Annotated in this window: 12 protein-coding genes; 7 read left to right on the top strand and 5 right to left on the bottom strand. The window is 62.4% G+C overall.

Features of this window, described 5'->3' with window-relative positions:
• Positions 1–182: 182 nt before the first annotated feature.
• A complete protein-coding gene (rpmE, locus tag HK439_RS13560) occupies positions 183–407 on the bottom strand; it encodes a 50S ribosomal protein L31 (protein ID WP_190292052.1) in 225 nt (74 codons plus the stop codon).
• 251 nt (positions 408–658) lie between these two features.
• Between rpmE and HK439_RS13555 the strand changes: the two genes are divergently transcribed.
• Entirely contained in the window at positions 659–2473 is a 1815-nt protein-coding gene (locus tag HK439_RS13555) for an ABC transporter transmembrane domain-containing protein (RefSeq protein ID WP_328804161.1), read from the top strand.
• A 303-nt stretch (positions 2474–2776) separates the two neighbouring features.
• On the opposite strand, the gene HK439_RS13550 is transcribed toward HK439_RS13555, so the two are convergent.
• Both HK439_RS13550 and HK439_RS13545 read right to left on the bottom strand, forming a co-directional pair.
• Complete coding sequence (locus HK439_RS13550; protein ID WP_190292051.1) at positions 2777–3568, bottom strand: SDR family NAD(P)-dependent oxidoreductase; 792 nt, start codon at positions 3566–3568, stop codon at positions 2777–2779.
• A gap of 120 nt (positions 3569–3688) precedes the next feature.
• Positions 3689–5602: a propionyl-CoA synthetase gene (locus HK439_RS13545; protein WP_190292050.1), complete on the bottom strand. Its 1914-nt coding sequence runs from the start codon at positions 5600–5602 to the stop codon at positions 3689–3691.
• 202 nt (positions 5603–5804) lie between these two features.
• Here HK439_RS13545 and HK439_RS13540 point away from each other — a divergent pair, with 202 nt between their 5' ends.
• The 3 genes from HK439_RS13540 (at position 5805) to HK439_RS13530 (ending at position 9079) form a co-directional block, all read left to right on the top strand.
• A complete protein-coding gene (locus HK439_RS13540) occupies positions 5805–6569 on the top strand; it encodes a sulfite exporter TauE/SafE family protein (RefSeq protein ID WP_190292049.1) in 765 nt (254 codons plus the stop codon).
• A gap of 114 nt (positions 6570–6683) precedes the next feature.
• On the top strand, positions 6684–8318 hold the full coding sequence (locus HK439_RS13535) for an acyl-CoA synthetase (protein ID WP_190292048.1): 1635 nt from the start codon (positions 6684–6686) through the stop codon (positions 8316–8318).
• 146 nt (positions 8319–8464) lie between these two features.
• Entirely contained in the window at positions 8465–9079 is a 615-nt protein-coding gene (locus tag HK439_RS13530; RefSeq protein ID WP_190292047.1) for a hypothetical protein, read from the top strand.
• A gap of 45 nt (positions 9080–9124) precedes the next feature.
• On the opposite strand, the gene HK439_RS13525 is transcribed toward HK439_RS13530, so the two are convergent.
• Entirely contained in the window at positions 9125–9304 is a 180-nt protein-coding gene (locus tag HK439_RS13525) for a YdcH family protein (RefSeq protein WP_190292046.1), read from the bottom strand.
• A 329-nt stretch (positions 9305–9633) separates the two neighbouring features.
• Between HK439_RS13525 and HK439_RS13520 the strand changes: the two genes are divergently transcribed.
• From HK439_RS13520 to HK439_RS13510, 3 genes are all read left to right on the top strand, one after another.
• Complete coding sequence (locus HK439_RS13520; RefSeq protein ID WP_190292045.1) at positions 9634–9840, top strand: YdcH family protein; 207 nt, start codon at positions 9634–9636, stop codon at positions 9838–9840.
• Positions 9841–9946: 106 nt separating this feature from the next.
• Positions 9947–10435 (top strand): 5-(carboxyamino)imidazole ribonucleotide mutase, encoded by a 489-nt coding sequence (purE, locus tag HK439_RS13515; RefSeq protein ID WP_190292044.1) that lies wholly within the window; start codon positions 9947–9949, stop codon positions 10433–10435.
• Between the two features lie 10 nt (positions 10436–10445).
• A complete protein-coding gene (locus tag HK439_RS13510) occupies positions 10446–11543 on the top strand; it encodes a 5-(carboxyamino)imidazole ribonucleotide synthase (RefSeq protein WP_190292043.1) in 1098 nt (365 codons plus the stop codon).
• A gap of 12 nt (positions 11544–11555) precedes the next feature.
• Here the strand turns inward: HK439_RS13510 and HK439_RS13505 are convergent, their stop codons facing one another.
• A complete protein-coding gene (locus HK439_RS13505; RefSeq protein WP_190292042.1) occupies positions 11556–12950 on the bottom strand; it encodes an MATE family efflux transporter in 1395 nt (464 codons plus the stop codon).
• Positions 12951–13160 lie beyond the last annotated feature (210 nt).

The raw sequence follows: 13160 nt of genomic DNA, 5'->3' as shown, positions 1-13160 counted from the left end.
CACATCCAGTGGCCCCCAATGGCCTGTCGGCTTTGACAGCTTCAAAAACTTTTCAGCCGCCTGCCAAGATCGTTTTGGGGGCGGCTTTTTTTTGCGCGGGAGCAGCGAGCACCGACAGCAAACAAACAAAAAACCCGGCGCAAGGCCGGGTTTTCGAAAAAGTCCGCGATGATGTTCCGGGATTACGAACCCAGGAAGCCTGCGTACTTGTTCTTGAAGCGGGACACGCGGCCGCCGCGGTCCATCAACTGACGGTCGCCACCGGTCCAGGCCGGATGGGACTGCGGGTCGATGTCGAGCTGCAGGGTGTCGCCTTCCGCACCGTAGGTGGAGCGGGTGGTGAATTCGGTACCATCGGTCATGACGACCTTGATGGTGTGGTAATCGGGATGGATATCCGCTTTCATGACCGGTCCTTTCAAGCACCCGGAACCGGCATTTCTCATCCAACGCCATACCCGGATACAAACGAAACAAAAAGGCCGCCGATCCCCAACGGATGCAGCCTTCCATAAACATGAGGCGGGGATATAACCCATGCTGCCGCCCGAAACAAGAGGGTTACGGGTAATCCTGAGTCAATTTAAGCCTTGGCTTTTGAGATGCGATCCCCCAAGTCTACGAGCAAACGGATCAGCCGGCCAGCGAGGGAAAAGCCGTGAGCAGTGACAATAACGAAAAGACCGCCCGCAGCCGCAGATCCCTCCGCCCGCTTGCCCGCCTCCTGCCCTATCTCAAACGGCACCGCCGGATGACGGTTGCGGCCCTTGTCGCCCTTGTCTCCGCCGCCGCCATTACCCTTGTTCTCCCCACGGCGATCCGGCGCGTGATCGACTTCGGCTTCGGCGGCGACAATCCCTCCCTGATCAACGCCTATTTCTTCGTGCTGTTCGGCGTCGTGGCGGCCCTCGCGGTCGCCAGCGGGGTGCGCTACTTCCTCGTCATGTGGATCGGCGAGCGGATCGTCGCCGAAGTCCGCGCCGATGTCTTCGAACACATGACCGTCCTCAGTCCCGGCTTCTACGACCAGGCCAAATCGGGCGAGATCCTGTCGCGCCTGACCGCAGACACCACCCAGATCAAGTCCGCCTTCGGCGCAAGCGCCTCTCTTGCCATGCGCAACACGCTGATGTTCATCGGCGCGTCGATCATGATGGTGGTCACCAGTCCGCGTCTGTCCGTCATCGTTCTGGTTGCCATCCCCGTTATCCTGATTCCGCTGTTGGGTTTCGGCCGCTCGATCCGCAAACGCTCCCGCTCCGCGCAGGACATGCTCGCCGCCGCCTCCGCCTATGCCGCCGAAATGCTGGGCGCGGTCCGCACCCTGCAGGCCTTCACCCACGAAACCTACGCGGCTGCGAAGTTTCGCAATGCCGCTGAGAACGCTTTCCGCGCCGCTCGCCTGGCAACCGGCGCCCGAGCGGTCCTGACCGGCTTTGCGATCTTCGTGATCGGCGCCAGCGTGGTCGCGGTCCTGTGGATCGGCGCCAGCGATGTGCTCGCGGGCCGCATGACCGGCGGCACATTGAGCCAGTTCCTGCTCTATTCCATCCTGGCCGCCGGGTCGCTGGCAAGCCTGTCGGAAGTCTGGGGCGAACTGTCCCAGGCGGCAGGGGCCGCGGAACGGCTCAGTGAGCTTCTCGACATCGAACCGGAAATCGCAGCGCCCGACAATCCCGTTGCCCTGCCCGCCAGGCCGAAAGGCGCGCTCGCCTTCAACGGTGTCTCCTTTGCCTACGACGGGGCAAAGGACATGCCGGTCCTCAACGGCGTGGACCTGACGATCGAACCGGGCGAAACCCTCGCCGTCGTCGGACCGTCGGGCGCGGGCAAGTCGACGCTGTTTCATCTGCTGATGCGGTTTTACGATCCGAAATCGGGGCAGATTACCCTCGACGGGCTCGATCTGCGTTCGCTCGATCCGAAGGATCTGAGACGCGCCATCGCCTTGGTCCCCCAGGACACCGCGGTTTTCGGCACCAGCATTGCCGAAAACATCGCCTACGGTCGGCCCGACGCCTCCAGAAACGAGATCGTCGCGGCCGCCGCGGCGGCCCATGCCGACACCTTTATCACCAATCTGCCCGACGGCTATGAAACCGCCGTGGGCGAACGCGGCATCACTCTCTCCGGCGGACAGCGCCAGCGGATCGCCATTGCGCGCGCCATCCTGAAGGACGCGCCGGTCCTCCTGCTCGACGAGGCGACCAGCGCGCTGGATGCGGAAAGCGAGAAGCTGGTTCAGGATGCCCTGGACGGCCTGATGCAGGGCCGCACCACACTGGTGATCGCCCATCGTCTGGCGACGGTGCTGAAGGCCGACCGGATTATCGTCATGGAGGCGGGCCGGATCGTGGAAACCGGCACCCATGCCGAACTCTCCGCTCAAGGCGGGCTCTACGCCAAGCTGGCGCGTCTGCAGTTCAACACGGACACCCCGGAAACGACCGCGCCCGCGTCTCAGGCGGGCTAGAGCATCGGGCGATAACTTTGAAGCATTTGATCTCTGAAAGCAGTTCACTCGGCCAGGCGCGTCGCGAAGCGCGATGCGGTGCATCGTGCAAGCGGCGCAACACAGCCGATGGGCTGCTTTCAGACACCCGAAGGGCCGGGCTCTTTTGCCCGCTGACTGCGTTGGCTCGCGCTTGTGGTGGGAAACACCACGGCACGCGACCCGCCTTGTCAGCAGACAAAAGCGCACCGGTCAAATGGTTCAAAGTTATCGTCCGATGCTCTAAACGCGGGCACGGCAATATCTTTTACGTTATAGCGGATCTCAATCCTCGTCGGGCACCGCAACCGTGTAGTTGAGCGGCAGGCGCCCGCCGTCGGCATAGATCGTCTGGCCGGTGACGTAGCTTGCATCCGAAGACGCCAGGAACGCCGCGACGCTCGCGATCTCCGACGGATCGCCGATGCGCAGCATCGGCGTGCGCGACAGGATCCGGTTCCGTGCGGCCGGGTCGTCATTCACCGATGCCAGCATGTCCGTCATGATCGAGCCCGGACCGATCGCGTTGACCCGGATGCCATGGGGGGCAAGCGCCAGCGACGTTGCCTTGGTCAGCTGGTTGATGCCGCCCTTGGAGACGCAATAGGGGATCTGGTTGGGGATCGCGACGACGGAATTGATCGACGACATGTTGATGATCGCCCCCGGTGCGCCGCCGCTCTGGACCTTTTCCACCATGTGCCGGGCCACCGCCTGGGAACACAGGAAGGCGCCCTTCAGGTTGATCGACAGCACCCGGTCGAAGTCGTCTTCCTCAAGATCCAGGAAGTCCGATCCGACGACGATGCCGGCATTGTTCACCAGAACATCGATGTCGCCGAACGCATTGAGCGTCTCGGCCACCAGATTACGCACATCCAGGCGTTCGGCCACATTGCAATGCAGGTAGATCACATCGCCGAAGCCCGACAGGTCCTCGACCGCGCTCTGTCCGGCCTCATCGTCGACATCCGCGATGACGACCTTCGCTCCATCCATGACGAAACGCTTGGCGACGGCATAGCCAATCCCGCGGGCTGCGCCCGTGACGATGGCAACCTTGTTCTCAAGGGACACTGAAAACCTCTTGGCATTTATTGAACGGGCCGTCGAAACGGCGACCCGAACATAAGAGTCTCATGTCCGCATGTCGATGGCTTCTTTGCCTCCGTTTTGCCACGGCCCGGTTTGCGCGCGTCAGCTGGAGCCGGCGAGACCGCGCTCCTTCATCGCCCCGAAGATTTCATCGAGGATAGCCGGATCGTCGATGGTCGCCGGCATCTTGTAGCTCTCGCCGTCGGCGATCTGGCGCATGGTTCCGCGCAGGATCTTGCCGGAGCGCGTCTTCGGGAGACGCTCGACAGTGATCGCCAGCTTGAACGCCGCGACCGGGCCGATCTGGTTGCGGACCAGCTTGACCAATTCGGCCTCGATCTCCTCATGCGGCCGATTGACGCCCGCCTTCAGGACGACGAAGCCGCAGGGCAGTTGCCCCTTCAACTGGTCGGCAATACCGATCACCGCGCATTCGGCGACCGCCGGATGGGTGGCGAGCACCTCTTCCATGGCGCCGGTGGACAGCCTGTGGCCCGCCACGTTGATGATGTCGTCCGTGCGCGACATGATCGACAGATAGCCGTCGTCGTCGATGACACCGGCATCTGAGGTTTTGTAGTAGCCGGGGAATTCCGCAAGATAGGCGTCGTGGAACCGCTTTTCCGCGTTCCACAGCGTCGGCAGGCATCCCGGAGGCAGCGGCAGCTTGATCACGATGTTGCCGAGCGTGTTCGCCGGCAGCGGATGGCCCGCATCGTCCAGGATCTGCACATCGTAGCCCGGCATGGGAACGGTCGGCGATCCGGGCTTGACCGGCAACTGGCCGAGACCGAGCGGATTGCCGACGATGCACCAGCCGGTTTCCGTCTGCCACCAGTGGTCGATGATCGGCACCTGAAGCTGGTCCGCCGCCCAGTTCACCGTATCCGGATCGGCGCGCTCGCCGGCCAGGAACAGGGCGCGGAAATTCGACAGGTCGTATTGCGCCATCAGCTTGCCGTCGGGGTCTTCCTTGCGGATCGCCCGGAACGCGGTCGGCGCGGTGAAGAGCGACGCCACGTTGTGTTCGGAAATAACCCGCCAGAAGACGCCCGCGTCGGGCGTGCCGACCGGCTTGCCTTCGAACACGATTGTCGTGCAGCCGTGCAGCAGCGGGGCGTAGACAATGTAGGAATGACCCACCACCCAGCCAACATCGGACGCAGCCCAGAAGACCTCGCCCGGCTTGATGTCGTAGAGATTGCTCATCGACCACTTCAGCGCGACCATGTGACCGCCGTTGTCGCGCACCACACCCTTGGGCTGGCCGGTCGTGCCGGAGGTGTAGAGGATATAGAGCGGATCGGTCGCCTTCACCGTGGCGCAATCGACGGTCCGGCCTGCCGAAAAGGCCGCTTCCATCAGCAGCCCGAGATCGTGATCCCGCCCTTCGACAAGGTCTGCCACCTGCTGCGGCCGCTGCACGACAAAACAGGCGTCCGGCTTGTGGGAGGACTGGTCGATCGCCGCATCGATCAGCGGCTTGTAGGCAATGACCCGTCCGGGTTCGATACCGCAGGAGGCGGCAATGATCGCCTTGGGAGCGGCATCATCGATCCGGGTGGCAAGCTCATGGGCGGCGAAACCGCCGAAGACGACGGAATGGATCGCGCCGAGCCGCGCGCAGGCGAGCATCGCCATCGCCGCTTCGGGGATCATCGGCATGTAGATGATGACCCGGTCGCCCCGTCCGATGCCGTTATCGGCAAGGACGGCCGCCATGGCCTGAACCCGGTCCAGCAGGTCCTTGTAGCTGTAGGTCGCGGCCGTGCCGGTGATCGGGCTGTCGTAGATCAGGGCCGGCTGATCCGCACGGCCGCCTTCCACATGGCGATCAAGGCAGTTGTAGCAGGTGTTGCATTCCCAGTCGGGAAACCAGCGGCCGTACTGGCCGGAACTGCCGTCGAACGCCTCGTCCCCGCTCTTGACCCAGTCGATCTCTTCGGCCGCCTCTTTCCAGAACCTGTGAGGCGCGTTCTTCCAGGACTGATAGGTTTCAGCATACCGGCTTGCCATTTTTCCCGTTCCTCCCAAGAAACATCCGTCCCCGACACGCGGCATCGATATCCGGCGCGGAGACTTTTGAGAACAGTGCGCGACAGCATCCATACTTGCAAGGCTCCGGCCAATACGACATTAGAAGGGATCGGGGCTTTACGTAGATACTCTCTGCGTGCTTCTCTCGCTCACCTCTCTTAGACCCGATCCGACACCTTCGATGCATCCCATTTCCGACCCGCTGTTTTATGCCGCTGCCATTCCCGCTGTCTTTCTGGTCGGCATGTCGAAGGGCGGCTTCGGAGGAACGCTCGCCATGCTCGGCGTTCCGCTGATGGCGCTGGTGATTTCGCCGATCCAGGGAGCCGGCATCATGCTGCCCATCCTGATCGTCATGGATGCGGTGGCGCTTTTCGCCTACCGGGGAACGTTCGATCGCCAGAGCCTGATCATCCTCATGCCCGCCGGCATTCTCGGGATCGGCATCGGCTGGGCCACCGCCGCTTATGTCCACGAGGATTTCATCACCCTGATGGTCGGCGTGATCGCCCTGCTTTTCGTGGCCAATTACCTGTACAAGGGGAAGCAGGCGCATGTCCCGGCACAGCACAACAGGCTGAAGGGCTATTTCTGGGGAACCGTTTCCGGCTTCACCAGCTTCGTCAGCCATACCGGCGGCCCGCCCTACCAGCTCTACATGGTGCCGCTCAGACTGGTTCCCACGCTTTTTACCGGAACCGGAGCGATCTATTTCGCCACCCTGAACTTCCTGAAGCTGATCCCCTATTTCATGCTCGGACAGTTCGACACGACCAATCTGGAGACCTCGGCCGTCCTGCTGCCGATCGCGCCGATCGCCACGCTGACCGGGGTCTGGCTGGTCCGGGTCGTCGACCCCGGCTTCTTCTACCGGATCATCTACATTCTGATGGGCGTCATCGGCGTGAAGCTGGTTTATGACGGGCTCAGCATGTACCTCTCCTGAGCGATTGGATTTTGCACCGCACAACTAGTCGGATTGCTAGTCTTCAGAACCGTTGCAAAAACCGGGCGATAGAGATTTGATGGCTCCAAGAACGATCTTCGGGAGGATCCGGCCATGGACGCCACAACCAGCCCTTTCTCGACTGGGCTCGACAAGAATGCCGCCAATTACGCACCGCTGAGCCCGCTGAGCTTTCTGAACCGGGCCGCGGATGTCTTTCCGGACCACATCGCTGTCGTCCATGGTTCCCAGCGCCTGGATTACAGGACCCTTTATAGCCGCTGCCGCCAACTCGGATCGGCGTTGAGCCGGCTTGGCATCGGCAAGGACGATACGGTCACCGTCATGCTGTCCAACGTGCCGCCGATGATCGAGGTGCACTACGGCGTGCCCATGACCAAGGCCGTGCTGCATTCGCTCAACACCCGTCTCGATGCCGCCATCATCGCGTTCCAGCTCGACCATGCGAACACGAAGGTCCTGATCACGGACCGGGAATATGCCCCGGTGATGAAGGAAGCATTGGCCCTTGCAAAAGTGAAGCCGGTGGTGATCGACTATTCCGACCCCGTTTTCCCCCAGGACGGCGAGCGGCTCGGCACGCTCGATTACGACGAATTCGTCGCAAGCGGAGATCCGGACTACGCCTGGTCCCTGCCCGATGACGAATGGGACGCCATTTCCCTGAATTACACCTCCGGCACGACCGGCAATCCGAAGGGCGTCGTCTACCATCACCGCGGCGCCTATCTGCTGGCCCAGGCCAACGTCCTCACCGCCTCCATGGCCAAGCACCCGGTCTATCTCTGGACCCTGCCGATGTTTCACTGCAACGGCTGGTGTTTCCCGTGGTCGCTTTCGGTCGTCGCCGGCACCCATGTCTGCCTGCGCTGGGTCCGGCCCAAGGCCATGTGGGACCTGATCGCCGACGAGGGCGTGACCCATCTCTGCGGTGCGCCGATCATCATGTCGACGCTTCTGAACGCTTCCTCCGCCGACAAGCGCGAGGTTGACCGGGTAATCGAATTCTTCACCGCCGCCGCCCCGCCGCCGGAAAGCGTGCTTGCGGCCATGAAGGACGCCGGCTTCAACGTCACCCACCTCTACGGCCTGACGGAAGTCTACGGACCCGCCGTCGTCAACGAGTGGAAGGGCGAATGGGATGCCCTGCCCGCCGCCGAGCAGGCGTCCAGGAAGGCGCGCCAGGGCGTCCGCTACGTCGCGCTTGAAGGCCTGACCGTCCTCGATCCGAACACCATGGAACCGGTGCCGGCCGACGGCCGGACGATCGGCGAGGTCATGTTCAGGGGCAATGTGGTCATGAAAGGGTATCTGAAGAACCCGGAAGCAACCGAAGAAGCCTTCGCCGGCGGCTGGTTCCATTCCGGCGACCTCGGCGTGCTGCACCCGGATGGCTATATCCAGCTCAAGGACCGCTCCAAGGACATCATCATTTCCGGCGGGGAGAACATCTCCTCCATCGAGGTGGAGGACGTGCTTTACAAGCACCCGGCGATCCAGGCCGCGGCGGTGGTTGCCCGACCCGACGAGAAATGGGGCGAAACCCCTTGCGCCTTCGTCGAACTGCGCGAAGGCGCGACCGTCACCGAAGAGGATATCATCGCCTTTGCCCGCGAACATCTCGCCGGCTTCAAGGCGCCCAGGACCATCGTTTTCTGCGAACTGCCCAAGACCTCGACCGGCAAGATCCAGAAATTCGCCCTGCGGGAGCAGGCGAAGGCGCTGTAAACCGTTAACCTCCCGGAAACCACAATTTCAATCGCATGGCTGAATCCCTGTCAGATGTGACAGGGATCACGCCGCGCGCAAGCCAGGGAAACTATCGAAACACGCAATTCGATCTAACATTCGGGAACGGTTGAAGGTCCGCCGCAATGAACCGCTTGCGTGTTTTGACATTTTTTCTGGCGCTGCTTGCCGCGACGCCCTCTTCGACAGGGGGCGCGCTGGCCTTCACCGGCCTGAAACCGCTCGTGATCCTGATGCCCGGTGCCGGTGGCCCCGTTGCCAGCGATTTCGTCATGCGAAACCGGGAACAGTTCCGGCAGGCGGGGTTCGATACAAAGGTGATTACGGTTCCGCGCGCAGTAGCGAACGCGGCAAATGTCCATAGCGACAGGCGCAAGGTCTTCCTCGTCGGCGTGGACCGCGGCGCAAGCCATGTTGCCGCGGCCGTGGCACTGGGCGCACAGGTCGATGCGGCGGTGATGGTTTCCGGCAACTACAAGGAGGCCATGCAGACCCTGATTTCGCCCGTGGTCCTGCCTGAAGTCCTCATCGTCCATCACCGCGGCGACCGGTGCAGCCAGTCCCCACCGGCCCACGCCCCCGCGTTTGTGAACTGGTCGCGCGGCAAGGCCAGCATTGCCTGGATGTCCATGCCGGGAAAGCCGGACCGCAATCCCTGCGGTCCGTTCGGGGCGCACGGGTTCTACTTCAACGACGCCGAACCGGTGTCCGAGATCATCCGTTTTCTGAAGACCCAATGAAAAACGCCGCGGAATTCCACGGCGTTTTCGAAACCGACAGCTTCGTCAGTGAAGCGTTTCGTCCTTGCGTATTCGCTCGATCTCGTCCTTGATCTTGAGCTTTTGTCGTTTCATATCGGTCAATTCCAGCGAGTCCGTACTCGGATGAAGGAGAGCACTTTCGATCTTGCGTTCCAGCGCTGCGTGACGGCGCTCAAGTTCTGCTAGATGCGACTGCATGGACATGGAATTGCCTCCTGTCTGTTGGCCTCAAACCAGAATATGGTGCCACGGCTTCCGGGCCTTGTCGATTGCAGTTTACGTTCCGGCAGAAAGATTTGCCGTCGAACGTGTAAATCCTGGGTACAAGGCTAGGAAAACCTTAATCCTGAGGCCGATTTGAAGCTTCCTATTGCGACAATTCGCATCAGCTGATTCTGCAATCTGCTATGAATAGGAGGCGCAGAATGTGGCGTCACACTGCCTTATTTTCACCTGGAGCGGAACGAGACGCTTGTCGAAACGGGATTTTATGCAATAGGAAACACCGGCGTACCGTTTGTCGGGGGAGTGCAATGTCGGAAGCGGATGAAAAGGCACTGAGAATTGAGCTGGCGCAGCTTCGCCAGGAACACCGCGACCTCGACGTGGCCGTGGAAGCGCTGGCCGCCACCGCCAACTGCGATGCGCTCCAGCTTCAGCGGCTGAAAAAGAAGAAACTGATGATCAAGGACCGGATCAGCTCTCTCGAGGATCAGCTCTTCCCCGACATCATCGCCTAGGCCTCTTGTCGCCTGTCCCGGGTTTCCTTCAAAACAGCCTTGCATCGGCAAAGCCGCTGCCTATACTCCGCGCCTTTCCAGGCACCATCAAGTCAGGACACACGCTATGGCCGCTGCCGACGTTGCAATTATCATGGGAAGCCAGTCCGATTGGCCGACCATGAAACATGCGGCCGAGACCCTTGATCAGCTTGGGATATCCTACGACGCGCGCATCGTGTCCGCCCATCGCACACCGGACCGGATGTACGACTTCGCGAAAGGCGCGAAGGCCGAGGGCTTCAAGGTGATCATCGCGGGCGCCGGCGGGGCCGCCCATCTGCCGGGAATGACCGCGGCTCTCACCCCCCTGCCCGTGTTCGGCGTTCCGGTTGAAAGCAAGAGCCTGTCCGGCGAGGACAGCCTTCTGTCCATCGTGCAGATGCCGGGCGGTATTCCCGTCGGCACCCTGGCGATCGGCAAGGCCGGAGCGACCAATGCGGCCCTCCTCACCGCCGCCGTTCTCGCCCTGAGCAATCCGGACATCGAAAAAGCCCTGGAGGCCTACCGGGCCCAACGCACCGCGGACGTCGCCGAACGGCCGTCCGACGACTGAGATTTAAGCCATGAACGAGAACACCCGTCTTTCTCCCGGCGATACGATCGGCATTCTGGGCGGCGGCCAGCTCGGCCGCATGCTCGCGCTGTCGGCGGCAAGCCTTGGACTGAAGGCCCACATCTTCTGCCCCGATCCGGAAAGTCCGGCCTTCGACGTCTGTTCCGCCTACACGATCGCGCCCTATGAGGATATCGGGGCGCTGGACGCCTTCGCGTCCGCCTGTTCGGCGGTCACCTATGAATTCGAGAACGTGCCCGCCCTGACGGCAGCCCATCTTGCATCGCTGGTGCCCGTGCGTCCGGGGGTCAGGGCCCTGGAAGTCTCCCAGGACCGCTTGAGCGAAAAGGATTTCCTCTCCGGCTCCGGCGTGGCGCTCGCAGGCTATGCACGCGTTGACAGCGATGAGGATCTTCAGGCCGCGCTCGAGCGCTTCGGCGGCACCGGCGTCCTGAAGACCCGCCGCTTCGGTTATGACGGCAAGGGGCAGGTCATGATCCGCAAGCCGGAAGACGTGAAAGGCGCCTTCGACAGGATCGGCCGCGCACCGGCGGTCCTGGAAGAACTGATCGGTTTCGAACGTGAGGTCTCGGTGATCGTCGCCCGCGATCTCGACGGCAAATGCGATGCCTACGACGTTTCGGAAAACCATCACGAGAACCACATCCTGAAGACCTCGACCGTGCCGGCGAATGTCGGCGCCGGGACCGTGGCCGCGGCCCGTGACATGGCGATCCGGATCGCGTCCTCACTCGATTACGTCGGGGTCATGGGCGTTGAAATGTTCCTGTCGCGCGGGCCCGACGGCGAAACCCTGCTGGTCAACGAAATCGCACCGCGCGTGCACAATTCCGGTCACTGGACCGAGGATGCCTGCCTGACCTCACAGTTCGAGCAGCACATGCGCGCGGTTGCAGGCTGGCAGCTCGGCGCCTGCGCCCGCCACTCTAACGTGGTGATGGAAAACCTGATCGGCGACGAATGCGAAGCCTGGCCGCAAATCCTCGCCGACCCGAACGCCCGGCTGCATCTCTACGGCAAGCGCGAGGCGCGGCCCGGCCGGAAGATGGGCCACGTCAACCGCATCAGCCCCCTGACCGCCGCATAATTTTCTGAAATTTCAGGACAGCAGTCCCAGAGCCTCGCGGCGGTAAAAGCGGCGATTGGCCAGAAGGGCAACGGTCAGCAGCCCGCCGGCGAGACCGCACCATATGCCGACCCCGCCCAGGCCAAGACCGAAGCCGAGCCCGAGCGACAGGCTGATCCCGATCACCCAGTAACCGCCGAACGCATAAATCAGCGGCACCTTGGTATCCCCCAGGCCACGCAAATTGTTGACGCCGATGATCTGGGCGCCGTCGGCGATCTGGAAAAAGGCGGCGACCGCGAGAAACGAGGCGCCGAAGGCCAGCACCGACTGGGATTGCGGGTTGCTGAAATCCAGGTAAAGCGAAACCAGGGATTCGGGGATCGACCAGAACAACACGGCGAAGCAGGTCATGGCGCTCATGGTGATCACCAGCGCCGTCCAGCCGGCGCGCCCGACCCCGGCCATATCCCGGCGTCCCGACGCCAGTCCGACGCGCGTCATGGCGGCCTGGCTGAGCCCCACCGGCACCATGAAGGTGAGCGATGCGATCTGCAGCGCAATCCCGTGGCCGGCCAGCTGCAGGGTCCCGAGCCAGCCCATCATGATCGCAGATCCCGAAAACAGCGCCGCTTCCAGAATGATCGTCACGCCGATGGGCAGGCCCAGCCGCAGGATCTGGAAGAAGGCCGGCCAGTCGGAGCGCCAGATCCGGCCGAAGATGTAATATCGCTTCAACCGGGGATGCAGCGCCGCATAGGCAAACAGCAGCACCATGGTCACGGCCGAACTGATGACCGACGCGATCCCCGCGCCGACAAGCTCGAGACGGGGAAAGCCGAAGTGTCCGAAGATCAGCAGATAATCGAGAACGGCATTGGCCAGCGCCCCGGCAATCGTTGCCCAAAGCACCACCTGGGCCCGTTCCATGATCGTCAGGAAACCGCGCACCGCCATGATGCTCAAAGCCGGAAACATCGTCCACTTCAGGACGCCCATATAGCCGGCCGCCGTTGCCGCAATCCGGGGGTCCTGTCCGAGGAACAGCCAGATTTCTTCGGCATAAACCATCAGCCCCCACACCGGCAGGCAATAAAAGGCGACGACCCAGAACCCCATGCGCACCGACCGCCGCAAGTCGCGCATGGCCCGCTGCCCGCGGGCCTTCGCCGCCAGCGGGATCACCGCCTGGATCACACCCATGCCGAAGAACCAGAGCAACATGTACATGTTGAACGCCAGCACCGACGCCGCCAGTTCTGGCGCGCCGAGACGGCCGATCATCAAGACGTCGGTCGTATTGATCGCCATCTGGGCCAGTTGGGCCCCGACCAGCGGCAAGCCGAGCGCAAGCGTCGGGCGGATGTCGCTCTTCCAAAGCGCCAGAAAACCGCCGTTGCCCGGACGGATACCGTCCCAGCCAGCCATTTGAGCCTCCAGGAAATCGCATAGCGCCTCGACAGAGTGTCCGCGACAATGCGTACTTTCCTCTAACCCGCGAAAGCGGCCCTGTCCAGAACGGCAATTTCAGCAGACCGAAACCGCTGCCGACGGTGCCGAAATCTTTTTGAAAGCCGGTAGACAATTCACAGGCCTTCTGATATGACCGCGCGCATTGTGAGCGGCGCGTCAGCGGCG

Origin of the sequence: Roseibium aggregatum, assembly GCF_014692675.1 — a bacterium.
Taxonomy (GTDB): domain Bacteria; phylum Pseudomonadota; class Alphaproteobacteria; order Rhizobiales; family Stappiaceae; genus Roseibium; species Roseibium aggregatum_C.
This window is presented reverse-complemented; position numbering and strand designations above follow the sequence as displayed.

Coding starts and splice junctions, on each gene's coding strand:
- HK439_RS13535 (WP_190292048.1), top strand. CDS start 6,684: ATGGACGCCACAACCAGCCCTTTCTCGACTGGGCTCGACAAGAATGCC.
- HK439_RS13520 (WP_190292045.1), top strand. CDS start 9,634: ATGTCGGAAGCGGATGAAAAGGCACTGAGAATTGAGCTGGCGCAGCTT.
- rpmE (WP_190292052.1), bottom strand. CDS start 407: ATGAAAGCGGATATCCATCCCGATTACCACACCATCAAGGTCGTCATG.
- HK439_RS13525 (WP_190292046.1), bottom strand. CDS start 9,304: ATGTCCATGCAGTCGCATCTAGCAGAACTTGAGCGCCGTCACGCAGCG.
- HK439_RS13530 (WP_190292047.1), top strand. CDS start 8,465: ATGAACCGCTTGCGTGTTTTGACATTTTTTCTGGCGCTGCTTGCCGCG.
- HK439_RS13545 (WP_190292050.1), bottom strand. CDS start 5,602: ATGGCAAGCCGGTATGCTGAAACCTATCAGTCCTGGAAGAACGCGCCT.
- HK439_RS13505 (WP_190292042.1), bottom strand. CDS start 12,950: ATGGCTGGCTGGGACGGTATCCGTCCGGGCAACGGCGGTTTTCTGGCG.
- HK439_RS13510 (WP_190292043.1), top strand. CDS start 10,446: ATGAACGAGAACACCCGTCTTTCTCCCGGCGATACGATCGGCATTCTG.
- purE (WP_190292044.1), top strand. CDS start 9,947: ATGGCCGCTGCCGACGTTGCAATTATCATGGGAAGCCAGTCCGATTGG.
- HK439_RS13540 (WP_190292049.1), top strand. CDS start 5,805: ATGCATCCCATTTCCGACCCGCTGTTTTATGCCGCTGCCATTCCCGCT.